Annotated in this window: 25 protein-coding genes; 17 read left to right on the forward strand and 8 right to left on the reverse strand. The window is 67.4% G+C overall.

Annotation, left to right across the window (positions count from 1 at the left end):
* The first annotated feature begins 17 nt into the window (after positions 1–17).
* The 3 genes from DEH84_RS05990 to DEH84_RS06000 all read left to right on the forward strand — a co-directional run bounded on the left by DEH84_RS05990 (position 18) and on the right by DEH84_RS06000 (position 2,073).
* Entirely contained in the window at positions 18–1,187 is a 1,170-nt protein-coding gene (locus DEH84_RS05990; protein ID WP_109038242.1) for a JmjC domain-containing protein, read from the forward strand.
* A 19-nt stretch (positions 1,188–1,206) separates the two neighbouring features.
* Positions 1,207–1,707, forward strand: coding sequence for a hypothetical protein (locus tag DEH84_RS05995; RefSeq protein WP_109035668.1), 501 nt, complete (start codon positions 1,207–1,209; stop codon positions 1,705–1,707).
* A 159-nt stretch (positions 1,708–1,866) separates the two neighbouring features.
* Positions 1,867–2,073 carry a hypothetical protein gene (locus tag DEH84_RS06000; protein ID WP_109035670.1) on the forward strand — a complete coding sequence of 69 codons (207 nt, stop codon included), beginning with the start codon at positions 1,867–1,869 and terminating at the stop codon, positions 2,071–2,073.
* A gap of 239 nt (positions 2,074–2,312) precedes the next feature.
* Here DEH84_RS06000 and bamC read toward each other — a convergent pair whose 3' ends face one another.
* The 5 genes from bamC to fliE all read right to left on the reverse strand — a co-directional run bounded on the left by bamC (position 2,313) and on the right by fliE (position 6,348).
* Entirely contained in the window at positions 2,313–3,482 is a 1,170-nt protein-coding gene (gene bamC, locus DEH84_RS06005) for an NlpB/DapX family lipoprotein (RefSeq protein WP_109035671.1), read from the reverse strand.
* Between the two features lie 62 nt (positions 3,483–3,544).
* On the reverse strand, positions 3,545–4,426 hold the full coding sequence (dapA, locus tag DEH84_RS06010) for a 4-hydroxy-tetrahydrodipicolinate synthase (RefSeq protein ID WP_109035673.1): 882 nt from the start codon (positions 4,424–4,426) through the stop codon (positions 3,545–3,547).
* Positions 4,427–4,522: 96 nt separating this feature from the next.
* A complete protein-coding gene (locus tag DEH84_RS19235; RefSeq protein ID WP_170119671.1) occupies positions 4,523–4,690 on the reverse strand; it encodes a hypothetical protein in 168 nt (55 codons plus the stop codon).
* 15 nt (positions 4,691–4,705) lie between these two features.
* Positions 4,706–5,953 (reverse strand): MFS transporter, encoded by a 1,248-nt coding sequence (locus DEH84_RS06015; protein WP_109035675.1) that lies wholly within the window; start codon positions 5,951–5,953, stop codon positions 4,706–4,708.
* 44 nt (positions 5,954–5,997) lie between these two features.
* On the reverse strand, positions 5,998–6,348 hold the full coding sequence (gene fliE, locus DEH84_RS06020) for a flagellar hook-basal body complex protein FliE (RefSeq protein WP_109035677.1): 351 nt from the start codon (positions 6,346–6,348) through the stop codon (positions 5,998–6,000).
* A gap of 204 nt (positions 6,349–6,552) precedes the next feature.
* Here fliE and fliF point away from each other — a divergent pair, with 204 nt between their 5' ends.
* From fliF to fliR, 13 genes are all read left to right on the forward strand, one after another.
* A complete protein-coding gene (fliF, locus tag DEH84_RS06025) occupies positions 6,553–8,301 on the forward strand; it encodes a flagellar basal-body MS-ring/collar protein FliF (protein ID WP_109035678.1) in 1,749 nt (582 codons plus the stop codon).
* Positions 8,302–8,319: 18 nt separating this feature from the next.
* Positions 8,320–9,318, forward strand: coding sequence for a flagellar motor switch protein FliG (gene fliG, locus DEH84_RS06030; protein WP_109035680.1), 999 nt, complete (start codon positions 8,320–8,322; stop codon positions 9,316–9,318).
* Entirely contained in the window at positions 9,305–10,396 is a 1,092-nt protein-coding gene (locus DEH84_RS06035) for a FliH/SctL family protein (RefSeq protein WP_109035682.1), read from the forward strand. The genes fliG and DEH84_RS06035 overlap by 14 nt, the downstream gene beginning before the upstream one ends.
* Positions 10,393–11,823 (forward strand): flagellar protein export ATPase FliI, encoded by a 1,431-nt coding sequence (gene fliI, locus DEH84_RS06040; RefSeq protein ID WP_281262561.1) that lies wholly within the window; start codon positions 10,393–10,395, stop codon positions 11,821–11,823. Before DEH84_RS06035 ends, fliI begins: the two co-directional genes overlap by 4 nt.
* A 46-nt stretch (positions 11,824–11,869) precedes the next feature.
* On the forward strand, positions 11,870–12,349 hold the full coding sequence (fliJ, locus tag DEH84_RS06045; protein ID WP_109035686.1) for a flagellar export protein FliJ: 480 nt from the start codon (positions 11,870–11,872) through the stop codon (positions 12,347–12,349).
* A 58-nt stretch (positions 12,350–12,407) separates the two neighbouring features.
* The gene (locus DEH84_RS06050) at positions 12,408–13,709 is read left to right on the forward strand and encodes a flagellar hook-length control protein FliK (protein ID WP_109035688.1); all 1,302 of its coding nucleotides are present in this window, start codon (positions 12,408–12,410) and stop codon (positions 13,707–13,709) included.
* 141 nt (positions 13,710–13,850) lie between these two features.
* Entirely contained in the window at positions 13,851–14,483 is a 633-nt protein-coding gene (locus DEH84_RS06055; protein WP_109035690.1) for a flagellar basal body-associated FliL family protein, read from the forward strand.
* A 47-nt stretch (positions 14,484–14,530) separates the two neighbouring features.
* Complete coding sequence (gene fliM, locus DEH84_RS06060; protein ID WP_109035692.1) at positions 14,531–15,532, forward strand: flagellar motor switch protein FliM; 1,002 nt, start codon at positions 14,531–14,533, stop codon at positions 15,530–15,532.
* The gene (fliN, locus tag DEH84_RS06065) at positions 15,525–16,016 is read left to right on the forward strand and encodes a flagellar motor switch protein FliN (RefSeq protein WP_109035694.1); all 492 of its coding nucleotides are present in this window, start codon (positions 15,525–15,527) and stop codon (positions 16,014–16,016) included. The genes fliM and fliN overlap by 8 nt, the downstream gene beginning before the upstream one ends.
* 27 nt (positions 16,017–16,043) lie before the next feature.
* The gene (locus DEH84_RS06070; protein ID WP_109035696.1) at positions 16,044–16,430 is read left to right on the forward strand and encodes a FliO/MopB family protein; all 387 of its coding nucleotides are present in this window, start codon (positions 16,044–16,046) and stop codon (positions 16,428–16,430) included.
* 2 nt (positions 16,431–16,432) lie between these two features.
* Positions 16,433–17,206 (forward strand): flagellar type III secretion system pore protein FliP, encoded by a 774-nt coding sequence (gene fliP, locus DEH84_RS06075; protein ID WP_281262562.1) that lies wholly within the window; start codon positions 16,433–16,435, stop codon positions 17,204–17,206.
* Between the two features lie 14 nt (positions 17,207–17,220).
* Complete coding sequence (gene fliQ, locus DEH84_RS06080; RefSeq protein ID WP_109035700.1) at positions 17,221–17,490, forward strand: flagellar biosynthesis protein FliQ; 270 nt, start codon at positions 17,221–17,223, stop codon at positions 17,488–17,490.
* A 6-nt stretch (positions 17,491–17,496) separates the two neighbouring features.
* Positions 17,497–18,261 carry a flagellar biosynthetic protein FliR gene (gene fliR / locus DEH84_RS06085; RefSeq protein WP_109035702.1) on the forward strand — a complete coding sequence of 255 codons (765 nt, stop codon included), beginning with the start codon at positions 17,497–17,499 and terminating at the stop codon, positions 18,259–18,261.
* Positions 18,262–18,277: 16 nt separating this feature from the next.
* Here fliR and DEH84_RS06090 read toward each other — a convergent pair whose 3' ends face one another.
* The gene (locus tag DEH84_RS06090; protein ID WP_109035704.1) at positions 18,278–18,877 is read right to left on the reverse strand and encodes an FxDxF family PEP-CTERM protein; all 600 of its coding nucleotides are present in this window, start codon (positions 18,875–18,877) and stop codon (positions 18,278–18,280) included.
* 129 nt (positions 18,878–19,006) lie between these two features.
* Between DEH84_RS06090 and DEH84_RS06095 the strand changes: the two genes are divergently transcribed.
* Complete coding sequence (locus DEH84_RS06095; RefSeq protein WP_109035706.1) at positions 19,007–21,013, forward strand: DNA topoisomerase IV subunit B; 2,007 nt, start codon at positions 19,007–19,009, stop codon at positions 21,011–21,013.
* A 13-nt stretch (positions 21,014–21,026) separates the two neighbouring features.
* On the opposite strand, the gene DEH84_RS19615 is transcribed toward DEH84_RS06095, so the two are convergent.
* Both DEH84_RS19615 and DEH84_RS06105 read right to left on the reverse strand, forming a co-directional pair.
* Positions 21,027–22,586 carry a methyl-accepting chemotaxis protein gene (locus DEH84_RS19615; protein ID WP_109035708.1) on the reverse strand — a complete coding sequence of 520 codons (1,560 nt, stop codon included), beginning with the start codon at positions 22,584–22,586 and terminating at the stop codon, positions 21,027–21,029.
* 135 nt (positions 22,587–22,721) lie between these two features.
* A complete protein-coding gene (locus DEH84_RS06105) occupies positions 22,722–23,333 on the reverse strand; it encodes a methyltransferase domain-containing protein (RefSeq protein ID WP_109035710.1) in 612 nt (203 codons plus the stop codon).
* Positions 23,334–23,362 lie beyond the last annotated feature (29 nt).

Genomic DNA, 23,362 nt, shown 5'->3' on the forward strand with positions numbered 1-23,362 from the left:
CCGCCGTGCCTGCCGCCATCGACATCGACGCCCCGACCCCGCTGCTCGGCGGCATCAGCCCGCAGACCTTCATGCGCCGCTACTGGCAGAAGAAGCCGCTGCTGATTCGCCAGGCGGTGCCGGGCGTCAAGCCGCCCGTCGACCGTGCGGCGCTCTTTGCCCTGGCCGCCGAGGAAGAGGTCGAGTCGCGCCTCATTGTTCAGCGCCTGCCTGGCACCGAGCCGCGCGCACGCAAGGCCGCGGTCGACACCGACGTCGGCTGGCGCCTGTCGCACGGCCCGTTCACGCGCCGGCAACTGCCGCCGCTGACCCAGCCCGGCTGGACCCTGCTGGTGCAGGGTTTGGACCTGCACGTGCCCGCGGCCACCGAGTTGCTGCAACGTTTCCGCTTCGTGCCGGACGCCCGTATGGACGATCTGATGATTTCGTACGCCACGGAGCAGGGCGGAGTGGGGCCGCATTTCGACTCGTACGACGTGTTCCTGCTGCAGGTGCACGGCAGCCGCCGTTGGCGCATCGGGCCGTTGAAGGACGCTTCGCTGCAACCGGACGTGCCGCTCAAGATCCTCACGCACTTCGAGCCAGAAGAAGAATGGGTGCTCGAGCCGGGCGACATGCTGTACCTGCCGCCGCGCTGGGCCCACGATGGCATTGCGGAGGGCGGCGAGTGCATGACCTGCTCGATCGGGTTCCGCGTGCCGGAGGCGACCGAACTGGCGCGCGAGGTGCTGATCCGCTGGATGGAGGGCATGGAAAGCCCCGAGAAGCCACAGCTGTACAGGGATCCGGGTCAGCCCGCCACCGTCACGCCGGGGCGGGTGCCGGCGTCGCTGCAGGACTTTGCAGCCGACGCCGTGGCCCGCGCGCTGAAGGACCCCGAGGCCTTGCGCACGGCGCTGGGCGAGATCATGACCGAGCCCAAGCCGCGCGTGTGGTTCCACCCGGGCGAGCCGCTCCCGGAGGGCTGTGGCGTGCGCCTGGACGCGCGGACCCGCATGGTCTACGACGACAAGCGCGTGTTCGCCAACGGCGAATCGTGGCGTGCGGCCGGCAAGGACGCGCGGCATCTGCGTCTGCTGGCCGACCAGCGCTGGCTGGATGCCCGCACGGTGGCCCAGGCGAGCGACGCCCTGCGCGAGCTGCTGCACCAGTGGTCGGAGGACGGCTGGCTGCATCCGATGGGCTGATACGGTAAGGAGGCAAGCCATGCACGTGGCTGAAGGGCACGACACCGGTCGGATCGACGGATGGCGCGATGCGGGCGACCGCTTTCGTGCTGCGATGGCCATGCTGGCCGCCTCACCCTCGGATGTCTGGGTGGCCGACAGGGACTTTGCCCATTGGCCGCTGGGCGAGCGCAGTGTGATGGCGGCGTGGCACGAGTGGGCTGTGACCGGCGGGCGCAAGCGCTTGACGCTGCTGGGGGGCGACTTCGACGCGTTGCCCCGACGTCATCCGCGCTGGGCGCAGTGGCGAGGCACCTGGTCCCACCGCATCACCTGTCTGCGGGCGCCCGAGGCGTTGCGAGACGAAGTGCACCCGATATTTCTGCTGGACGGGATGATCGGGCTCAAGATTCTGGACTTGCGTCATGGCACGGGGCTGTGGTCCCGCGACAAGGCCCGTCTGGCAACCTGGCGGGCTGAACTTGACGTAATTTTGCAACGCTCGTCGGAGGCGCTGCCTCCTACCACCCTGGGCCTCTAGGGAATGATCGTAGAGACCCTATAATCCTTGATTGAATGTGGCGCAGAGGAAAACCGCTGCGATGCATCCTTTGCCCTTGTCTCGTTTCAAGATGGGACTGTGGGCTTTGCACAGTTCCAATACCTCGGTTTTAATTGACACTCCTTTGAGGACACAAGCATGAAAAAGTCGCTCCTGCTGGCTTCGCTGATCGCTGCCATGGCCCTGGCCGCTTGCGGTAAGAAAGAAGAACCCGCTGTTGAAGCCGCCCCGGCCGCTTCGGAAGTCGCTTCGGCTCCGGAAGTTGCCTCGGCTCCGGAAGCTGCTTCGGAAGTCGCTTCGGCTCCGGAAGCTGCTTCGGCCGCTTCGGCTGCTGCTTCGAACTGATTTCGGTTCGATTGTGCTGAAAAGCCGCTCTTCGGAGCGGCTTTTTTTCGTTCATATGTCGCTGTGCTTCAGGGTACGCGACGGTGCTGGGCGTTGCATGCACCGCGTTCATGCAGGGTTAACCAGAGGCCTGCCTTTTCGCGCCGGATCTGCATGACGGTGTCAACAAAAAACCCCGACTCGGGCATGGCCCGATCGGGGTTTTTTGTTGAGGCGACGGACAGCGTCCGCCTCATGGGTCAGTTCAGTTCGTCAGCCAGTTGTTTGGCGATGCGGCGGGCGGTGTCACCGCTGGCGGCCTGGCCCTTTTCGTCCGTCACCCGCACCTGCGTCTGGGTGCGGCTCTCGCCAGAGACCTCGACGCGGTAGCGGCTCAGGCCCTCGGTCTGGCTCTTGTCGCTGCCGAACAGGCGCGCAAAGAACCCGGGCTTCTTGGCTTGCGGATCGGTGTCGGACAGCCGCACCTCGTAGATGCCCAGCTTGCGATCCCGGTTCTCGACCGTGAAGCCGCTGCGGTCGAGCGCCAGCCCGACGCGACGCCAGGCGGTGTCGAAGTCGGTGGCCACGGTGAGGCTGGTGCCATTGGCGGCGAGGGATGCCACCCGCGCCGTCTTCGAGTCGGCGGGCTGAGCGGCCGGGGCGGCGCCCGCTTCGGTCCGGGCCGCGGCGACGGTTTCCTTCGGCGCGCCCAGGCGCGCCATCAGGCGCGACAGCATCTCGGCCTCCAGGCCGGGGTCGCTCGGGCGGGTCTTCCAGGTCGTCTGCTCCTTGCGGGCGTCGACGTACTCTTCGATCATGCCGCGGTGCGTGATGTAGACCTCGGTCGTGCCGTTTGCGGCGCGTTCGATGCGGGTGCGGTACTGGTCGCGCTCGCCCGTGTCGTACAGCGCTTCGAACACGCGACCCAGCAGGTTGCGGATGCCGCCTTCGGGCACCTTCTTGCGGTTCTCGGCCCAGGACGTTTCCATCAGGCCGATGTCACGGCGGTTGGTGGCCAGCTCGAAGCCCATCTCTTCCCAGAAGGCCTCGGCTTCGTCCCAGACTTTTTCCGGCGGCAGGGCGACGGCCAGCCAGCGGTTCTGGCCCTGGCGCTCGAGCTTGACCACGCCCTGGGTGTTGGGGGCCACTGCGGCACCCGGTGCGACGGCCGCTTCGGCCTGCGCGGTGTTGCGCGCCATGCTCGTGGCCGAGACGGCGCCAGTGGCGACCTGGCCGTAGCGCGATTGTCCGGGCAGCTGACTCAGGTCGGGCGGCACGTCCAGCTTCACCGTCTTGGCGCCGCTGGTCTTGTAGTCGACCTTGTCACCGGACAAGGCGTTGTCAAGGGCAGAGCAACCGGAGGTGAGCAGTGCGACGGAGAGGGTCGCGCCCAGTGCAAGCGTGGTCGGGTGACGGGAGTGGATCGACATGGATGGAGGGAATGAGGCCGGGCAGGCCGTGCGAGGACGACCGTGCCCGGACGTCGGGTGAGTTACAGCACCCCGGATTCGCGCAGCGCAGATTCGACCAGTTGCTGGCCGCCGGCGGTGAGCTCGGTCAGGGGCAGCCGCAGCGTACCACCAACCTTGCCCATGCGCGTGAGGGCCCACTTCACCGGGATCGGGTTGGGCTCGCAGAACAGCTGCTTGTGCAGGGGCAGCAGCTTCATGTGCAGGTCGATGGCGCGGGCGGCGTCCTTGGCCATCGCGGCGGCACACAGGTCGGCCATGGCGCGCGGGGCGACGTTGGCCGTCACGCTGATGTTGCCGTGGCCGCCGAGCAGCATCAGCGCAAAGGCGGTCGGATCGTCACCGGAGTAGACCGAGAAGCCCTTCGGGGCCTGACGGATCAGCCATGCTGCGCGATCGATGTTGCCGGTGGCTTCCTTGATGCCGATGACGCCGGGGATCTGGGCCAGGCGCAGTGCCGTCTCGGGCGACATGTCGGCCACGGTGCGACCGGGGACGTTGTAGAGCACCACGGGGATGTCGACCGCTTCGGCAATGGCCTTGAAGTGGGCGTAGATGCCGTCCTGTGTGGGCTTGTTGTAGTAAGGAACGACCTGCAGCGTGCAGTCGGCGCCGACCTTCCTGGCGAACTCGGACAGCTCGATCGCCTCGCGCGTGGAATTGGCGCCGGCGCCCGCCATGATGGGCACGCGGCCCTTGGCCTGTTCGACGGCCACGCGGATGATCTCGCAGTGTTCGTCGACGGACACGGTGGGCGACTCGCCGGTCGTGCCGACGACGCCGATCACATTGGTGCCTTCGGCGATGTGCCAGTCGATGAGCTTGCGCAGGCTGTCGTAGTCGACGCTGCCATCTTCATGAAAGGGCGTGACCAACGCCACGATGCTGCCGGAAATGGTTGTCATGGTGCTTCCTTCAATCCTGCCATTCTAATCAGCCATCGACCGCCGTCTTTCGGGAGAAGACCGCGGTGAAACGAGGGCGGGGCGCGATGGGGGCGCTCAGAAACAGGTCCAGAGCTGGTTGGCCAGGTCGACCACCAGATCGGCGCGGGTGTAGAGCAGGAACACGCCGGCCAGGGCGGCCAGGGCCACGGCCCAGCCGAGCACCCTGAGCCACGCGGGCGGGCCGCTGGCAGGGGGCTGCGGGAGGGGGCGGGGCGTGGTCATCGCTCGGGTACGGAATCAGGCGCTGGCGAGCCGTCGCGCCGGCTGCTGGTGCTCGCGGATCGGCAGGTTGAGGGCGAACGCCACCAGGCCCAGCGCAATCGCGATCCACCAGACGACGTTGTAGCTGCCGGTCGCGTCATAGAGACGGCCTGCCAGCCAGACGCCCAGGAAGGAGCCGATCTGGTGGGAGAAGAAGACGGTGCCCCCCAGCATCGAGAGGTGTCGCACCCCCATCATCTGGGCGACCACGGCGTTCGTGGGCGGCACGGTGGACAGCCACAGCGCGCCCATGGTGGCGGCGAACACGCCCACGGTGAGCGGCGTGGGGGGGGTCATCAGAAAGAGCACCATCACGATGGCGCGCAGCAGGTAGATGGCGGCCAGGATGTGGTTCTTGCGCAGGCGCTGCCCCAGCAGGCCCACCGAGTAGGTGCCGAAGATGTTGAACAGGCCGATGAGGGCCAGCGCGGTGGTGGCCACTTCAGGAGCGAGCTGGTTGTCTTTCAGGTAGCTGGGCAGGTGGACGGCGATGAAGGCGACCTGGAAGCCGCAGACGAAGTAGCCGGCGGTGAGCAGCAGGTAGTCGCGGTGCTGGAAGGCTTCACGCAGGGCGGCCATGGCGCCGACCGGGCCGGTCGAGGGGGCGGTCGTGGGCGGGCTGCCCGGGCTTGCGGGCGTGGCGGGCAGGCGTTGCTCGCGCAGGCCGAATGCGGCCGGGGCGATCAGCAAGGCAGACACGGCCAGGCCCATCAACGCCTGTGACCAGCCGAGGTTCTGGATGAGCCAGCTCGAGACGGGCACCATCAGGAACTGCCCGAAGGAGCCGGCCGCGGCGACCAGGCCCATGGCCCAGGAGCGGCGCTCGGCCGAGACATGGCGGCCGACGACGCCGTAGACCACGGCGTAGGTGGTGCAGGCCTGGGCCAGGCCGATGGTGACGCCGGTGCTGAGGTTGAAGAACAGGAGGTCGGAGCTGGTGGCCATGCCCAGCAGGCCCAGGGCGTACAGCGCGGCCCCCGTCCAGAGCACCCGGGTGGCGCCGGTGCGGTCGGCCCACCAGCCCACGAAGGGACCGGAGGCACCCCAGATCAGGTTTTGCAGTGCCATGGCGAGGGCGAAGTCCTCGCGTTGCCAGCCGTGCGCCATGATGACGGGCTGGAGCCACAGGCCGAAACCGTGGCGGATGCCCATGGAGAGCGTGACGACGATCGCGCTGCATAGCAGCAGCGGACCCAGAGGAAGGGGGCGGACGGAGGGTTGCATGGCAGGAGGCGCGGGGCCCGGCAGCAGCCGAGCCGGAGGGCGGCTCAGACCTGCATGTTCATGATATCCGTGTACGCCTGAACGAGCTTGTTGCGCACCTGGACAGCAGATTGGAAACCCAGCTGCGCCTTCTGCATGGCGATCATGGTTTCTTCCAGGCTGACGGTGGGGTTGTCGAACTGCACCTCGCGCTGCAGGTTGGTGGCCGTGGCTTGCGCCTTGCTGATCGAGCCCAGGGCGCCGGTGAGAGCGGTCTGGAAGCTGGGCTTCTCGACGGCACCGCTGCCCTGTGCGGCTTCGGCGCGGGTCTTGGCTTCGACCCGGCGCGCGACGTCGGCCATGCCAGCCTTGGCGGCGGCCTGGGCGAAATCGAAGGGCTTCAGTTTGAGATCCATGTGCCGAAAAGCAGATTAGGGCGTGATGCCATTCACCACGCTGGCCATCCTACGCAGGCTGGCTGCAACAGAAGCGGGGAAGTGCTTGGCATTTCTGCGGCTGTTCCCGGCACTTTTCCCCGCCTCCTCTTCGAATAATGGGCGTGTTCCAGTGGGTTTACGGCATCGTGTCTCGACGATGTCGGGCCCCCCGACCAGACGCTCATGGAAGTCACTGTCGCCCCCTCATCTGCTGCCGCCGTTGTCCCGCCCGCCGAGGTGGTGGACAGCACGCCGCCTGGCTTTGTCCAGCGGATCATGGCCCTGCCCATGCAGCGCAAGCTCATGCTGGGCGGCGGCATTGCCGCGCTGGTGGCCATCTTCATCGCGATGCTGCTGGCCGGCCGCGAGGGCGAGTACCGCGTCCTGTATTCCAATCTGTCCGACAAGGACGGCGGCGCGATCATTGCGCAGCTGCAGCAGATGCAGGTGCCTTACAAGTACACCGAGGGCGGTGGCGCGATCATGGTGCCGGCCGAGAAGGTGCATGACCTGCGCCTGAAAATGGCGTCGGCCGGGCTGCCGAAGGGCTCGGTGGTGGGCTTCGAGCTGATGGAGAACCAGAAGTTCGGCGTCACGCAGTTCCAGGAGCGGCTGAACTTCCAGCGGGGCCTGGAGGGCGAGCTGACCCGCTCGATCCAGGCGTTGTCGGGTGTGGAGAGCGCGCGGGTGCACCTGGCGCTCCCAAACCAGAACGGTTTCTTCCGCGAGCAGCAGAAGGCGTCGGCCTCGGTGGTGCTGACGCTGCTGCCGGGGCGCTCGCTCGACAAGGCGCAGATCGCCGGCATCGTGCATCTGGTGTCGTCCAGCGTGCCGGAGATGTCGCCAAAGGCCGTGAGTGTGGTCGACCAGAGCGGTTCGCTGCTGTCGGGCCCGAAAGAAGGCATGGAGTCGGCGCAGGCCGGGCTGGACGCCCAGCAGTTGCAGTACGTGCGCCAGATCGAATCCAACTTCACGCAGCGTGTGCGTGACATCCTGGAGCCGGTGGTGGGCCGCGACAACCTCCGCGCTCAGGTGACGGCCGAGGTGGACTTCTCTCAGGTGGAGCAGACCGCCGAGGAGTTCAAGCCGAATCAGGGCCCCAACCAGGCCACCATCCGCAGCCAGCAGTCGAGCGAGCAGGTGGGGCAGGGCAACAACACGCCGTCGGGCATCCCGGGTGCGGCCACCAACCAGCCGCCGGTGCCCGCCACGGCGCCGGTCAACGGGGCTTCGCAGCCGCTGGGGGCCGCGCAGCAGGGCGCCACCGGAGGCACGAGCCGCCGCGAGAACGTGACCAACTACGAGGTGGACCGCACGGTGCGCGTGATCCGCAACAGCACGGGCAATGTCCGTCGGTTGAATGCAGCCGTGGTGCTGAACCACCGCAGCGTGACCGACGCGAAGGGCAAGACCACGACCGAGGCCATCTCGCAGGAAGAACTGGACAAGCTGACGGCGCTGGTGCGCGAGGCGATCGGGGCCGACGAGAAGCGGGGCGATTCGGTCAAGCTGATCACGACGCCGTTCCAGATCACCAAGGAAGAGCCGCAGGAAGTCTCGCTGTGGAAGGACCCGCAGACGCAGGACATGATCCGCACGCTGGCGGTGCCGCTGGGCCTGGCGCTGGCTGCGCTGATCGTGGTGTTCGGGGCCATCCGCCCGGCGATCAAGGCGGCCCGTCCGCTGCCGCCGGAGCCGGCCGATGAGCAGCCCAAGCTCAGTGCCGTGGTCGACGACCTCAACGAGCTGCCGGCGTTGGAAGGCCCTGAAGGGGTGAAGCTCCGCCCGGGCGAGGTCATTGGCGAGGATGGCCTGCCCGTGGCGGCGCTGGAGGCCCCGGGCATCGACGCCCGCCTGGAAGAGGCCCGCAAGATGGCCCGAGAGAACCCGCTTGCCATGGCCACGCTGCTGCGCGGCTGGGTGAACAACTGAGCACGAACAGGTCGCACCATGGACGAAAAAGGACTCGAAGACGCCGCCATCCTCCTGATGTCCCTCGGGGAAGAGGAAGCCGCCGGCGTGTTCAAGCACCTCGAGCCAAAGGAAGTGCAGAGCCTGGGTGAGACGATCGCCAAGCTCAAGACGATCACGAAGGACCGCATCGAGTCGGTGCTGGACCGCTTCAAGGACGAAGCCGTCGAGATGGGCTCGCTGGTGCCGGACACCGACGAGTACATCAAGTCGGTGCTGCGCAAGGCGCTGGGCGATGACAAGGCCAACCTGCTGATCGACCGCATCATCCAGGGCAGCGACGTCACGGGCATCGAGAGCCTGAAGTGGATGGACCCGGGCTCGGTGGCGGAACTGCTGCGCAACGAGCACCCGCAGATCGTGGCGGCCATCCTGGTTCACCTGAGCCCGGACCAGGCCTCGTCGGTGCTGAAGTGCTTCGGCGACCGGCACCGCAACGAGGTGATGGTGCGGATCGCGACGCTCGATGGCATCCAGCCAGCGGCGCTCAAGGACCTGAACGAGGTGCTGTCGCGCGTGCTGTCGGCGGGGGGCAGCCAGATGCGCAAGTCGTCGCTGGGCGGTGTGAAGCCGGCGGCCGAGATCATCAACCTGATGGGCTCGAGCGTCGAGACGTCGGTGCTGGACTACATCCGCGAATCGGATGGCGACCTGGCTCAGAAGATCATGGACAACATGTTCACCTTCGACGACCTGATCAAGCTCGACGACAAGGGCTTCCAGACGCTGCTCAAGGAAGTGCAGACCGAGTCGCTGATCATCGCGCTCAAGGGGGCGTCGCCCGAGATCAAGGAAAAGGTCTTCAAGAACATGTCCAGCCGGGCGGCCGAAACGCTGCGCGAGGACCTGGAGTCGCGCGGCCCGGTCAAGCTGTCCGAGGTCGAGGGCGAGCAGAAGGAAATGCTGAAGATCGTCCGCCGTCTGGCCGACGAAGGCCAGATCACGCTGGCCAGCGGAGGAGACGATGAGTACGTCTAAGCCCAAGCCCCAGGCGCCAGCGGCCCCCGGCGGCCACGGCAGCAGCTCGTACACGCGCTTCATTCCGCGCGAAGAGCTGGGCAGCTTCTCGGCCTGGAACCTGGAGACCTTCGAGACCCCGCCGCCCGCGCCCGTGGAAACCGGCGTGCGCAAGCCGACGCTGGCCGAGCGTGCTGCCGCCGAGATGCGGGCCACGCAGCGGCCGTTTGCGCCGTCGGCCGGGTCGGCTGCCGGTGCGTCGGGCGTGCCGGGTGCGCGCCCGGCATTTGGTGGCGCCGCCGCACAGGCTGACGCCCCCGCGGCCGGACCCCGTGCGGCCGTGCCGCCGCAGCAGCCTCCGCGTCCGGCCATGCGCCGGCCCATTGTGGGGGGGGTGCCGGGCCAGGCCGAGGCTGAAACCCGTGCTGCCGAGGCGGCGGCCGCAGCGGCAGCCAAGGCTGCTGAGCAGGCTGCGGCGCCGGCCGGCCCCAGCGTGGACGAGCTGGTCGAGCAGGCGCGCCAGAGCGGCTACCAGGACGGCTACCGCAACGGGCTGGCCGCGCTGGAGACCTACAAGCAGACCCAGGGCGCGCAGATGGCCGCCTACATGAACGACCAGATTGGCGCGCTGGCGGCCGATTTCCATCATCGGCTGGAGCTGCTGGAGCAGCAGCTGGCCGGCCGCATTGCCGGCGTGGCGCTGGAACTGGCCCGCCAGGCCGTGCGCACCGAGTTGCTGCAGCGCCCGGAAGTGGTCGTGGCGGTGGCCGAGGAGGCGTTGGGTGCGCTGCTGTCGTCAGCGCGGCAGATCGTGCTGCGCCTGAATCCGGATGACCACGCCCTGGCCCAGGGGCAGCTGGACGAGTTGCTTCAGGCGCGGGGCGCCCGCGTCGTGCCCGACCCGATGCTCGCCCGCGGCGGCTGCATCGTCGAATCGGACATCGCCATCGTGGATGCCACCGTGGAGGCGCGCTGGAACCTGGCGGCGGCTTCGATCGGTCACAAGACGGAATGGAACGGCGGTCGCGAGGACACGCGCAACACCGCGGTATCGGCCGATGAGGGCGACGTGCGACCCGACGACGGAGGTGAAGCATGAACATGCCCTTGCAATTGCAGCCCGGCGTGGCGATGGACCGCTGGAGCCGTTTTCTGGACGATCTGGACGATTGCGCCATGGCCCGCAGCCCGCTGGAGAACCAGGGCAAGCTGGTGCGCGTGGCCGGGCTGGTGCTGGAGGCCGCCGGCCTGCGTCTGCCGGTGGGCGCCGTCTGCGAGATCCACTCGGAAGCCCGGCTGGAATCCACGCCGGTGCTGGCCGAAGTGGTGGGCTTTGCCGGCGACCGGGCGTACCTGATGCCGACCGCCGAGGTGCATGGCCTGGCCAGCGGCGCCCGCGTGGTGCCGCGCACGATTCCCGTCAACCCGCCGGTGCTGGGGCGCCCGAATCACCCGTGGCGCCGCAGCGAAGACCGCACCCGCCATCTGCCCGTGGGCAGCGGCCTGCTGGGCCGGGTGGTGAACGCCCAGGGCGAGCCGCTGGACCGCATGGGCCCGCTGAAGGACGTGCGCAGCGAGCCGCTGGCCCGCCGCCCCATCAACGCGATGGAGCGTGATCCGGTGCGCCTGCCGCTGGACACCGGCGTTCGCGCCATCAATTCGATGCTGACCGTGGGCCGCGGGCAGCGGATCGGCCTGTTCGCCGGCTCCGGCGTGGGCAAATCGGTGCTGCTGGGCATGATGGCCCGCTACACGCAGGCCGACGTCATCGTGGTGGGCCTGATCGGCGAGCGGGGCCGCGAAGTCAAGGAGTTCATCGAGGACATCCTGGGCGAAGAGGGCCTGGCCCGCTCGGTGGTGGTGGCCGCACCGGCCGATGCCCCGCCGTTGACCCGCATGCAGGGCGCCAACTACGCCACCGCCGTGGCCGAGCACTTCCGCGATCAAGGCCTGCACGTGCTGCTGCTGATGGATTCGCTGACCCGCTATGCGATGGCCCAGCGCGAGATCGCCCTGGCCATTGGCGAGCCGCCGGCCACCAAGGGCTACCCGCCCTCGTGCTTTGCCAAGCTGCCGCAGCTGGTGGAACGCAGCGGCAACGGCCTGAATGGCCATGGCTCGATCACCGCGTTCTACACCGTGCTGTCCGAAGGCGACGACCAACAGGACCCGATTGCCGACGCGGCGCGCGCCATCCTGGACGGCCACATTGTCCTGTCGCGCGATCTGGCCGAGGCCGGGCATTTCCCGGCCATCGACATCGAACGGTCGGCCTCTCGGGTGATGCACAACGTGGCCGACCCCATGCACATCGACGATGCCCGTCGCTTCCGCCAGTTGTGGTCGCGCTACAGCAAGGCGCGTGACCTGATCCAGCTCGGCGCCTATGTGCCTGGCGGCGATCCGGAACTGGACATGGCCGTGCGTGTTCACCCTTCCATGGTGCACATGCTGCAGCAAGGCATGCACACCCCCGCTATGCTGGAAGACAGCGTCGCGCAGCTTCACCAGATTGTGAATCCCTGATGTCGTCCAAGCAGTTCATGAACGTCGTTGAAAAGAAGGTGGCCCGATGAGCGGTGCACACGCCCTGTTGATGGTGCTCGAGTCGGCCGAGAAGGCCCGTGACGAGGCCCTCAGCGCCCTGGACGCCGGTCGCAAGGCCCTGGACGCCGCACAACGGCAGGCCCAGTCCCTGACCGACTGGCGCCGTGATTACGAGCAGCGCTGGCAGGCGCAGTTCCGCCAGAGCGGCGGCATGGAAATCCTGCGCTGCTACCAGGATTTCATGGCCCGCCTGGCCGAAGCCGTGGGCGAGCAGGATCGCCGCGTGAGCCTGGCCCGTGCCAATGTGGACCGCCTGCAGGCCCAGCTGATCGAGCGCGAGCGCCGCGTGGCCGCCGTCTCGCAGCTGATCGACCGCCGCCATGCCGAACAGCAGGTGCGTGCGGCCCGCCAGGAGCAGAAGGCCACCGACGAGATGGCAGCCCGTCTCACCCGAGGTGGCAGTGGCCTGGGCGGCACCCTGTCGATGGCCGTCGGGCCCCTGTGATTGCTTGATTCCTGTTTCGTTCTCCGTCTGACCCGCTGCAGCCCCAAGGAACCCCGCGATGAGCTCTCCGATTGCCAGCAACAAGAACGTCACCGTCAGCCCGAACGCCGTCAACGGCAGCAGCCTGGGTGACCTCGCCTCCCGCCTGGCGGCTCAGCAGGCCGGCAGTGGCGCGCCCTCGTTCGCGCAGCTGATGAGCCAGCAGCAGGCCGGCAGCGAGCCCGCGCCGAAGCCGGCGAGCGCGCCCGCGCGCCCGGCCCAGGTCGCGAAGGCGCCCCAGCCGGTCCGTACCCCCGTGCCGGTGCGCCCGCAAGCAACGCAGCCCGAGGTGGCCATGCAGGCCCAGCGCCCGGCCGATCGCAGCGTCAACCGGGCAGAGGCGCGCAACAAGCCTGCGCCCGCCAAGGAAGGGCAGCGAGCCGAATCCAGTGAGAAGCCGGCCGAAGAGGGCAGCACGCGCGAGACCGAAGAGCAGCGCGCGGCCGCCGCAGCCGATGGCGGCCCGCTGGTGCAGGAGCTGCAGCCGCCGGCCCACCTTCAGCCGGGTGATGCCGCGGGCCTGATGGCCTGGCTGGCAGGGCAGGCCGAGGCCGATGCCCTGGCTGCCGAAGCGGCCGCAGCGTTGTCGGGCGGTGAGCAGGCCGAGGCGGCCGCAGGCCAGGGCGCACAGGCCACCGACGCGGCAGGCCAGGGCACGTTGGCCCTGGATCCGGCTGCCTGGCGTCAGGCCTCCGGCACGCTGGCCCTGCAGGCCGATGCCATGCTGTCGCCCACCGGCAAGTCGGGCGAGCAGAAGGTGGAAACCGATGCGTTTGCCAGCCTGATGGCCGGCGGCCTGCGCGGCGCCCCGGCGCAAGCCGCCCGCACCGACGCCCCGACCCAGAGCGCCACCCTGCAGACCCCCGTGAACAGCCCGGATTTCGCACAGGCACTCTCGGATCAGGTTCGCGTGTGGGTCGGTCGTGCCGGCACCGAAGGCCCGATGACGGCCGAGCTGCACCTGAATCCGGCCGAGATGGGGCCCATCAGCGTGAAGATTTCACTGGATGGCCAGTCTGCCCAGGTGGACTTCGCGGCCGCCGCGTTAGAAACGAGAAAGGCCATCGAGGCCAGCATGTCCGTGTTGTCCAGCGCGCTCGACAGCGTGGGCCTGAGCCTGACCGGTGCCGGCGTGTCTGACCAGACCGCCCAGCAGTCCTTTGGTCAGCCATCTGCTCAGGCCGACGCCCAGCGTGGCGGGATCACCACGGGCCGGGCTGGCCGGGCCGACACGGAGGCTGGCCTCGACCACGAGGCAGCGATGCGTCCGGTGAACGTGCCGCGCCCAGGGAGACTGGGCGGTCTGGACCTCTACGCCTGAGCGGGCGCGACACCGCAGCGGAGAATCAAACGCCTTTCACCGGGCTTATCGCTTTTTCGCGATGCGGCTGGCTTCGGACAATCCACCCATGGCCTGTACACCGTTTGAGTGTGCAGGGCATGGACTCCAGGAGAAGAGCGAATGTCAGCTGCCCCTGCTGCGGCCCCCGCCGATGGCGACGCCCCCAAGAAGGGCAAGAAGAAACTGATCATCATCCTTGCTGCAGTGGCTGTGTTGCTGCTGGGCGGGGGGGGGGCCGCCTTTTTCGTGATGAAGAAGAATGCGGCCGAGGCCGAAGCGGCTGCGGAAGAAGGCGGCGAGGAAGAGCACGCCAAGCCCGCCAAGTCGGCCAAGAAGCCCGCGCATGGCAAGGATGAACATGCCGCCCCGCCCACCTTCGTGCCGCTGGACCCGTTCGTGGTCAACCTGGCGGACAAGGACGAAGAGCGCTACGCCCAGGTGGGTGTGAGCCTGCAGGTGGACGACCCCAAGCTGGGCGAAGAGATGAAGGCCTACATGCCGGCCATCCGCAACGCCATCCTGCTGATCCTGTCGCACAAGTCGTCGACCGAACTGCTGACGGCCGAAGGCAAGCAGCAACTCGCCGAAGAGATCCGCCGCGAGGCCGCCCGCGCGATGGGCTATGAGGTGGAAGACCCCGAAGAGGAAGAAGCGGCGGAAGACACGGCCAAGAAGAAGAAAAAGAAGAAGCGCCGCGTCGAGCTCTACAACCCGATCGTCCAGGTCGCCTACTCCTCGTTCATCATCCAGTGAACGAGCGTGTCGACCCTCGCGCCCACGGTCTCTGAAGTCTGCCGACCATGACCCAGCAAATCCTCTCGCAAGACGAAGTCGATGCCCTGTTGCAGGGCATCACGGGCGAAAGCCAGAAGCTCGAGCAGGACGAGACGCCCAAGGAAGGCATCCGCGAGTACAACCTCGCGCAGCAAGAGCGCATCGTGCGTGGGCGCATGCCCACGATGGAGATCATCAACGAGCGCTTTGCCCGCAACATCCGCATCGGCCTCTTCAACCTGATCCGCAAGTCGCCCGAAGTCTCGGTGGGCGGCATCAAAGTGCAGAAGTACAGCGCCTTTCTGCGCGACATCGTCGTGCCGACGAACTTCAACATCATGGCCATCAAGCCGCTGCGTGGCTCGGGCCTGATCGTCTGTGATCCGACGCTGGTGTTCTCGGTGATCGACGCGCTGTTCGGCGGCTCGGGCAAGTTCCATACGCGCATCGAAGGCCGCGACTTCTCGGCCACCGAGCAACGCATCATCCGCCGCCTGGTCGACGTGATCAGCGAAGAGTACAAGCGCTCGTGGCAGGGCATCTACCCGGTCGAGCTCGACTACCAGCGTTCGGAAATGCAGCCGCAGTTCGCCACCGTGGCCACGCCCAGCGAGATCGTGGTGTGCTGCTCGTTCACGCTGGAAATCGGCGACACCAGCGGCACCATCCACATCTGCATCCCGTATGCGACGCTGGAGCCGATCCGCGACATCCTGTTCTCGTCCATCCAGGGCGACTCGGCCGAGCCGGATCGCCGCTGGGTGACGCTGCTGACCCAGCAGATCCAGTCTGCCGAGGTCAGCCTGGTGGCCGAGCTGGGCCATGCGCCTGCCACGGTCGAGACCCTGCTGGCGCTCAAGCCCGGCGACTTCATCGAGCTCGACCTGGAGAAGATCATCCAGGCCAAGGTCGATGGCGTGCCCGTGTTCGACTGCTACTACGGCACCTCGAACGGCAAGTATTCCCTCCGTATTGAAAAGCTACTGACGGCCGGCAACACAGGCTGGCTGGGAGACCGACATGTCTGATGCTGCAGAGTTCCCCCCGAGCGACGGCGCCGAACAGGACGCGATGGCGGCCGAATGGGAGGCCGCGCTGGCGCAGCAGGCTTCTTCCGGTGGCGCTGCTTCGGCCGACGATGTGTTCGCCTCGGCGGCCAGCGAAGTGACCAGTGCCGCCCCGCAGATGACGCCTGCGGCGTTTGCCAACTTCGCGCCACAGCAGCCGGCTGCCAACCCGGCCGGCAACGACATCAACATGATCCTGGACATCCCCGTCCAGCTGACGGTGGAACTGGGCCGCACCCGCATCCCCATCAAGAACATCCTGCAACTGGCGCAGGGCTCGGTGGTGGAGCTGGATGCGCTGGCCGGCGAGCCGATGGACGTGCTGGTCAACGGCTTCCTGATTGCGCAGGGCGAAGTGGTGGTGGTCAACGACAAGTTCGGCATCCGCCTGACCGACATCGTGACCCCGTCCGAGCGCATGCGCCGCCTCAGCCGCGGCGGCTGATCCCTCACACAGAGAAAGAGCAGGGCGATGGCCTCCAGTGGATTGATGGTGTTCTGGTTCGTGTTCGTGGTGGCCTGCATCCCCGTGTGCCTGTGGCTGCTCAAGCGATCGGGCCTGGCCCAGGGCGGCGGTCTGCCGGGCGGGCAGGCGCTGATGAAGACCATCAGCGTGCTCAACCTGGGCCCGGGCCAGCGCCTGGTGGCCGTCGAGGTGGGCGCCGGCGAAGACCGCACCTGGCTCATCCTCAGCGTCACCGCGCAGCGCATCAGCAAGCTGCACGCGATGGCGCCGCTGTCTGGCTATGAACCCGCGCAGGCCGTGCCCCCCGCGCAGGCCTTCGCTGCCGTGCTGAGCCGCCTGACGGCCGGCAAGGCCGCTGGCAACCAGGGCACCTCCAACGGCCCTCAGGCATGACCATGTCTTCTTCGAATCGACGCCGCCTGGCACTGCGCCTGCTGGCCGCACTGGGCCTGAGCCTGGCCGGTGGCCTGGTGTGGGCCCAGACCCCCACGGCCCCCGCAAGCCTGCCGCTCATGGTGGGGCAGGGCCCCTCGGGCAACAGCTACTCGGTGCCCATCCAGACGCTGCTGTTCTTCACGGCACTCAGCTTCCTGCCGGCCGTGCTGCTGATGATGACGGGCTTCACCCGCATCGCCATCGTGCTGAGCCTGATGCGTCAGGCCCTGGGCACGCAGGCGGCACCGCCCAACCAGGTCATCGTCGGCCTGTCGCTGTTCCTCACGATGTTCGTCATGGGCCCGACGCTGGACAAGGTCTACAAGGAGGCCTACGAGCCTTTCGCCGCCAGCCAGATCAGCTTCAACGAGGCGCTGGAGCGCGGCCAGGCGCCGATGCGCCAGTTCATGCTCAAGCAGACGCGCCAGTCCGACCTGGGCCTGTTCGTCAAACTTGCGCGCATCGAAGGCGAAGTCAAGCCCGAGACTGTGCCTTTCCGCGTGCTGGTGCCGGCCTTCGTCACCAGCGAATTGAAGTCGGCCTTCCAGATCGGCTTCCTGATCTTCATTCCCTTCCTGGTCATCGACATGATCGTGGCCAGCGTGCTGATGAGCCTGGGGATGATGATGCTGTCGCCCGTGCTCGTGGCCTTGCCCTTCAAGCTGATGCTCTTCGTGCTGGCCGATGGCTGGAACCTGCTGCTCGGCTCCCTGGCCGCCAGCTTCGTGCAGTGAACTGAAAGCCGACCATGGATCCCCAACAAGCACTCACCATCAGCCGTGACGGCCTGCTGACCCTGTTGACCGTGTGCGGGCCCATCGTGCTCGTCGTGCTGGCCGTCGGCCTGGTGGTCAGCATCTTCCAGGCGGCCACGCAGATCCACGAGCAGACGCTGTCCTTCGTGCCCAAGCTGCTGGCCGCGTTCGCCACGCTGGCCGTGGCCGGCCCGTGGATGATCAGCACGCTGGTGGACTACATCCAGCAGGTGCTGCAGAACATTCCCAACGTGGTGGGCTGACGCACCGTGGTGTCCTTCACCGAAGCCGAGGTGCTGGCGTGGATCTCGCCCTGGCTCTGGGCCTTCTTCCGGGTGCTGGGCCTGTTCACCTCCGCGCCGGTGCTCTCGATGCGGGTGGTGCCGCGCCGGGTGCGCATCGGGCTGGCGCTGCTGGTGGCCGTAGCGGCCGAACCCAGTCTGCCGCCCGAGCTGAAGGCGTACACCATTGCCTCGCCGCACGCGTTGATGCTGATCGTGCAGCAGGTGCTGATCGGCCTGACGGTGGGCTTTGCGGCGCGTGTGGTGTTTGCCGCCATCGAGTTTGCGGGTGAGATCGTGGGCCTGCAGATGGGCCTGAGCTTCGCATCCTTCTTCGACCCGACCAGCGGTGGGCAGCTGAACGCCGTCGCCCGCTTCTATGGGACCGTGGCGGCGTGGCTGTTCGTGGTGATGAACGGCCATCTGCTGCTGACCGCCGCCGTCCTGCAGAGCTTTCAGGCCTTTCCGGTGTCACCCGAACCGCTCGCGTTCATGAAGGTGGTTCAGCCGCAGACCTGGGGGGCCGAGCTGTTCAAGCTGGGACTGTGGGTGTCGCTGCCCGTGGTCGCCATGCTCATCCTCATCAACATGGTGATGGGCCTGGTGGCGCGCGTGGCACCTCAGATGAACATCTTCTCGGTGGGCTTCCCGGTGACGCTGGGCGTGGGCCTGACAGGCCTGTGGCTCACGCTGCCGATGATGCAGCAGCCCTTCACGATGGCGATCGAGCGGATGCTGGGATACTTCCAGTGAGCTGCAGCGGCCGGGTTCAGCTCGGTTTGCGCTGGCCAGACCGTGCGTGTGTTGCCCAGGCCACCGCACCCAGGCCCAGCAGCATCAGCGCCATCGAGCTCGGCTCGGGCACTGGCTGAGCAAAGCTGAACTTCGCGATGTAACTCGACCCGGCCGAGCCGGTGGCCGTGCCAGACACAAAGGCCGAGTAATCGCCGGCGGCGAAGTCACCCGACAGGAACAGCGACTTGTTGGGGTCGAAGCCGGCCACCACCATGTCCATCACGCCGGGCTCGAGCAGCGACACGGTGCGCTGCGCTTCGGGGAAGAGCACGGCGCGGTACTCGCGCTCTGTCCGGTTGTTCACCAGCACCAGCGAAACGCCCTCGGTGTCTTCGACCTGATCGAAGCCGAACCAGGCATCCTGGCGGGCGAACAGCCAGATGTAACCCGAGGTCGGGGCGCTGAGCCTGAAATTGAAGCTGTCACTGAACTCGCCCGGCGCCACGTGGTTTTCGAACCGCGTGTACGGGTCAGCCGTCGGGATGCCGACCGTGTAGCTCGTGTTCGCCCACGCGCTGCCGGCCAGCGTCATGGCGGTCAGAAAGGAGGCGGTGGCGCGCTGCAGCAGCTTCATGAAGGAATCCGGTTCGTGAACAGTGTGGATTTTGTCACGGAACGATGGGGGTGTGTGCAAACGCAACCGAAGGGTGCATGGGGTGCGCCTGGGTAAGGGGGCAGCCAGACGTCCGTAGAATCGGCCCCCATGTCAGTCAAGCCGTCTTCCAAAGCGTCCACCCAGCCCAGCGCCACCTACGGCGAGGGCTCCATCCGCGTCCTCAAGGGCCTGGAGCCCGTCAAGCAGCGGCCGGGCATGTACACCCGCACGGACAACCCGCTGCACGTCATCCAGGAAGTGATCGACAACGCGGCCGACGAGGCGCTGGCGGGCTTTGGCAAGCGCATCGCCGTCACGCTGCACACCGATGGTTCGATCAGCGTGGAAGACGACGGCCGGGGCATCCCCTTCGGCCTGCATCCGGAGGAGGGCGTGGCGGTCGTCGAAATCGTGTTCACCCGCCTGCATGCGGGGGGCAAGTTCGACAAGGGGTCGGGCGGGGCCTACAGCTTCTCGGGCGGCCTGCACGGCGTGGGCGTGAGCGTGACCAACGCGCTGGCCACGCGCCTGCAGGTGACGGTGTGCCGCGACAAGCAGGTGGCCACGCTGGCCTTCAGCGGCGGCGACGTGATCGAGCCGGTGGCCGTGCGCCCGGCCGCCAGTGGCGACCGCAAGAACGGCACCACGGTGCGCGTGTGGCCGGACGCGAAGTACTTCGAAAGCGCCGAACTGCCGCGTGGCGAGCTGGTGCACATGCTGCGCAGCAAGGCCGTGCTGATGCCGGGCGTGACCATCACGCTCACCATCGAGAAGGCCGGCAAGGACGCCGAGGTGCAGACCTGGCTCTACAAGGGCGGCCTGCGCGACTACCTGACCCAGACGCTGACGACCGATCCGGTCATCCCGCTGTTCGAGGGCGAGCAGTACGCCAGCGGCAGCGAGACCGAGAACTTCGCCGAAGGCGAGGGCGCGGCCTGGTGCGTGGCCTTCACCGAAGAAGGCGCGCCCATGCGCGAAAGCTACGTCAACCTGATCCCGACCGTCGCCGGCGGCACGCACGAGGCGGGGCTGAAGGACGGCCTGTTCAACGCGGTGAAGGGTTTCATCGAGATGCATTCGCTGATGCCCAAGGGTGTGAAGCTGATGCCCGACGACGTGTTCAGCCGCGCCAGCTTCGTGCTGAGCGCCAAGGTGCTGGACCCGCAGTTCCAGGGGCAGACGAAGGAGCGCCTGAACAGCCGCGATGCACTGCGCCTGGTGACCACCTACGTGAAGCCCGCCATGGAGCTGTGGCTCAACCAGCACGTGGAGTACGGCCGCAAGCTGGCCGAACTGGTGATCAAGCAGGCGCAGGCGCGCCAGCGGGCCGGCCAGAAAGTCGAGAAGAAGAAGAGCTCCGGCGTGGCCGTGCTGCCGGGCAAGCTGACCGACTGCGAAAGCCGCGACATCGCGTTCAACGAGGTGTTCCTCGTCGAGGGCGACTCGGCCGGTGGCAGCGCCAAGATGGGCCGCGACAAGGAGACGCAGGCCATCCTCCCGCTGCGCGGCAAGGTGCTCAACGCCTGGGAAGTCGAGCGCGACCGCCTGTTCGCCAACAACGAGATCCACGACATTTCGGTGGCCATCGGGGTCGACCCGCACGGGCCGAACGACGAGGTCGACCTGTCAGGGCTGCGCTACGGCAAGATCTGCATCCTGTCGGACGCCGACGTGGACGGCTCTCACATTCAGGTGCTGCTGCTCACGTTGTTCTTCCGTCACTTCCCGAAGCTGATCGAGACGGGCCACATCTACATTGCTCGCCCGCCGCTGTTCCGGGTGGATGCGCCGGCGCGCGGCAAGAAGCCGGCGGCCAAGCTGTATGCGCTGGACGAGGGCGAGCTCACCGCCATCCTCGACAAGCTGCGCAAGGAAGGCTGCCGCGAAGGCGCCTGGAGCATCAGCCGCTTCAAGGGCCTGGGCGAGATGAACGCCGAACAGCTGTGGGACACCACGCTGAACCCGGACACCCGCCGCCTGCTGCCGGTGGCCTACGGCGAGCCTGGCTTCTGTGACACCGAAGGGGCGTTCAACCGCCTGATGGGCAAGGGTGAGGCCGCGTCGCGCCGTGAGCTGATGGAGCTGCACGGCGACGCGGTCGACGTCGACATCTGAGCGACGTTGTCGTTCAGGCGTGGCGGAGTCGGAAGGCGGCCACGGCCTGCACCAGTTCATCGGCGCGGTGGTTCATGCTCTGCGTGGCCGCGGCCGATTCCTCCACCAGCGCAGCGTTCTGCTGGGTGGACTGGTCCATCTGATCGATGGCCTGCCCGATCTGGCCGATGCCGGCGCTCTGCTCGCGGCTGGCGGTGCTGATCTCGCGGACGATCTCGTTGACCCGCGTGATGGCGCGCACGATGCCGTCCATGGTTTCGCCGGCTTCCTGGACCAGCGTCGCGCCTTGCTCGACCTGTTCCACGCTGCCCTGGATCAGCGACTTGATCTCGCGGGCGGCCTCGGCGCTGCGCTGCGCGAGGTTGCGCACCTCGCTGGCCACCACGGCGAAGCCACGGCCCTGCTCGCCCGCGCGGGCGGCTTCCACGGCGGCATTGAGCGCCAGGATGTTCGTCTGGAACGCGATGCCGTCGATGACACTGATGATGTCGGCGATCTGGCGCGAGGACGACGAGATGCCCTGCATCGTCTGCACGACGTTGCCCACCACCGTGCCGCCCTGTACCGCCACGGACGCGGCTTCTTCGGCCAGTTGCGTGGCCTGCTGCGCCTGCTGGGCGTTGTGGTGCACGGTCGCGCCGAGCTGGTCCATGGTGGCGGCCGTCTCCTCCAGTGCCGACGCCTGGCTCTCGGTGCGCACCGACAGGTTCTGGTTGCCCAGCGCGATTTCACGGCTGGCGGTCGCCACGCTTTCGGCGCTGCTGCGCACGCCCGACACGACACGCGCCAGAGCGGCCTGCATCTCGGCCAGGGCGTTCACCAGCGGCGAGAGCTCGTCTCGCGCCTCGTCCCGGATCTCGCTGGCCAGGTCGCCGTCACGCACCCGCTCGGCCACGGTCTGTGCAGCGCGCACACGCTGACGGAGCGTGCGACCGGTCCACACGGCAAAGCCGATGAGCCCCGCGATCAGGAAGGCGAACGCGCCCAGCAGTGTGCGCCGGATGGCGTCTGCGGCGTTCTGAATGTCGGTGACTTCTTCCGAAAGGCTGTGGCTCTGGTACTCGACCGTGTCGGCAAGCACCTTGAGCAGCGCGTTGCGCGCCGGGATGGTGTGCTCGACGAGAAAGGCAAACGCCTCGTCCTTGCGATCCTGCTGAATCAGGGCGATGTTGGCCTCGCCGGTCTTCCAGAAGGCTTTGAGCAGATCCGGCAGCGCGGCGTAGCGTTGCCGACCGACGTCCGTCAGCAGGAGGCTGCGGTAGCGTTCCAGCTCCTCGTCGATGAGGCGGCGCTTGGCGCCGATGTCATCGAGCGCGGCCTGTCGTTCGGCCGGGGTACGGGCCAGCATGGCGTGGCGCAGTTGAAGTGACACCCGCGTCACGTTCAACTCGATGTGCGCCATCCGCGTGAGCTGCGGGACGCGGTTCTTTTCGGCGCGCAGGGCGAGGTGTTCGACCTCACCGAGCTGGCGGGTGGCATAGACCGCGGTGCCCACCAGCACCAGGGTCAGCAGCGCCACCACGGCCATCAGACGTCCGGCGATGCCGAACGGGGTGGAAGATGAGCGTGTCATGGAGTCCGGGTTCCTTTGTTGGATTTATCGGTTCTTTCACTTTCGGCCAATTGGCGTCGACCTGAAGGGGAAAAAACCGGTTTTCCGGACCTGTGACTTAGACATGCCCTGTGCATGCAATGCGTTTGATGTGGATCAAAGGCGGTCTAACGTCAGCGCCAGTTCATGCGACAGGCTGGGATGCGGTACCTTGATGTACGGCGGCTTGGTCCACTGCCACCGTGTTGCGGGAAACAGCGCGCGCACGGCGTTGATGTCGCAGTGATAGGGCGGCCCTTCGATCAGTCCCTGTTCGCTGGCTTCGGGGCGCACCCGCTGCATCAGCAGGGCATGGAGCCGGCCACCGGGCTTCAGCCACGTGTGCAGTTGCCCGGCGTACGTCACCCAGTGATCGGGGTGGAGCGCGCACAGGCAGGTCTGCTCGTACACGGCGTCATAGGGGGCATCTGGCTGGAAGGTCAGCACGTCGGCCTGGACAACGTGGGCCTGGAAGCCGCGCTCGGCACACAGTGCGCGGGTACGGGCCACCGCCGCCTCGGTGTAGTCGATGCCGGTGACATCGAAGCCGCGGGCCGCCAACTCGGCCACCTCCCAGCCGTTGCCGCAGCCGGGCACGGCGATGCGGCAGGGTTGAAGGACGCCGCTGTCCAGCCATGCGTTCAGCTGGGGACTCGGGCCGCCGCGGTCCCAGCCAGTCTGTTCGGTGTCGAAGCGTTCTTGCCAGAAGGCGCGGGTGGGGCCGGTCATTGCGCTTGTCTGCGGGAGTGGAAATACCC

Source organism: Aquabacterium olei (assembly GCF_003100395.1).
GTDB classification, from domain to species: domain Bacteria; phylum Pseudomonadota; class Gammaproteobacteria; order Burkholderiales; family Burkholderiaceae_C; genus Aquabacterium; species Aquabacterium olei.

Bases quoted from the DNA above. Each gene is read 5' to 3' on its own strand.
- DEH84_RS05995 (WP_109035668.1), top strand. From the start codon at position 1,207: ATGCACGTGGCTGAAGGGCACGACACCGGTCGGATCGACGGATGGCGC.
- DEH84_RS06000 (WP_109035670.1), top strand. From the start codon at position 1,867: ATGAAAAAGTCGCTCCTGCTGGCTTCGCTGATCGCTGCCATGGCCCTG.
- bamC (WP_109035671.1), bottom strand. From the start codon at position 3,482: ATGTCGATCCACTCCCGTCACCCGACCACGCTTGCACTGGGCGCGACC.
- dapA (WP_109035673.1), bottom strand. From the start codon at position 4,426: ATGACAACCATTTCCGGCAGCATCGTGGCGTTGGTCACGCCCTTTCAT.
- DEH84_RS19235 (WP_170119671.1), bottom strand. From the start codon at position 4,690: ATGACCACGCCCCGCCCCCTCCCGCAGCCCCCTGCCAGCGGCCCGCCC.
- DEH84_RS06015 (WP_109035675.1), bottom strand. From the start codon at position 5,953: ATGCAACCCTCCGTCCGCCCCCTTCCTCTGGGTCCGCTGCTGCTATGC.
- fliE (WP_109035677.1), bottom strand. From the start codon at position 6,348: ATGGATCTCAAACTGAAGCCCTTCGATTTCGCCCAGGCCGCCGCCAAG.
- fliF (WP_109035678.1), top strand. From the start codon at position 6,553: ATGGAAGTCACTGTCGCCCCCTCATCTGCTGCCGCCGTTGTCCCGCCC.
- fliG (WP_109035680.1), top strand. From the start codon at position 8,320: ATGGACGAAAAAGGACTCGAAGACGCCGCCATCCTCCTGATGTCCCTC.
- DEH84_RS06035 (WP_109035682.1), top strand. From the start codon at position 9,305: ATGAGTACGTCTAAGCCCAAGCCCCAGGCGCCAGCGGCCCCCGGCGGC.
- fliI (WP_281262561.1), top strand. From the start codon at position 10,393: ATGAACATGCCCTTGCAATTGCAGCCCGGCGTGGCGATGGACCGCTGG.
- fliJ (WP_109035686.1), top strand. From the start codon at position 11,870: ATGAGCGGTGCACACGCCCTGTTGATGGTGCTCGAGTCGGCCGAGAAG.
- DEH84_RS06050 (WP_109035688.1), top strand. From the start codon at position 12,408: ATGAGCTCTCCGATTGCCAGCAACAAGAACGTCACCGTCAGCCCGAAC.
- DEH84_RS06055 (WP_109035690.1), top strand. From the start codon at position 13,851: ATGTCAGCTGCCCCTGCTGCGGCCCCCGCCGATGGCGACGCCCCCAAG.
- fliM (WP_109035692.1), top strand. From the start codon at position 14,531: ATGACCCAGCAAATCCTCTCGCAAGACGAAGTCGATGCCCTGTTGCAG.
- fliN (WP_109035694.1), top strand. From the start codon at position 15,525: ATGTCTGATGCTGCAGAGTTCCCCCCGAGCGACGGCGCCGAACAGGAC.
- DEH84_RS06070 (WP_109035696.1), top strand. From the start codon at position 16,044: ATGGCCTCCAGTGGATTGATGGTGTTCTGGTTCGTGTTCGTGGTGGCC.
- fliP (WP_281262562.1), top strand. From the start codon at position 16,433: ATGTCTTCTTCGAATCGACGCCGCCTGGCACTGCGCCTGCTGGCCGCA.
- fliQ (WP_109035700.1), top strand. From the start codon at position 17,221: ATGGATCCCCAACAAGCACTCACCATCAGCCGTGACGGCCTGCTGACC.
- DEH84_RS06090 (WP_109035704.1), bottom strand. From the start codon at position 18,877: ATGAAGCTGCTGCAGCGCGCCACCGCCTCCTTTCTGACCGCCATGACG.
- DEH84_RS06095 (WP_109035706.1), top strand. From the start codon at position 19,007: ATGTCAGTCAAGCCGTCTTCCAAAGCGTCCACCCAGCCCAGCGCCACC.
- DEH84_RS19615 (WP_109035708.1), bottom strand. From the start codon at position 22,586: ATGACACGCTCATCTTCCACCCCGTTCGGCATCGCCGGACGTCTGATG.
- DEH84_RS06105 (WP_109035710.1), bottom strand. From the start codon at position 23,333: ATGACCGGCCCCACCCGCGCCTTCTGGCAAGAACGCTTCGACACCGAA.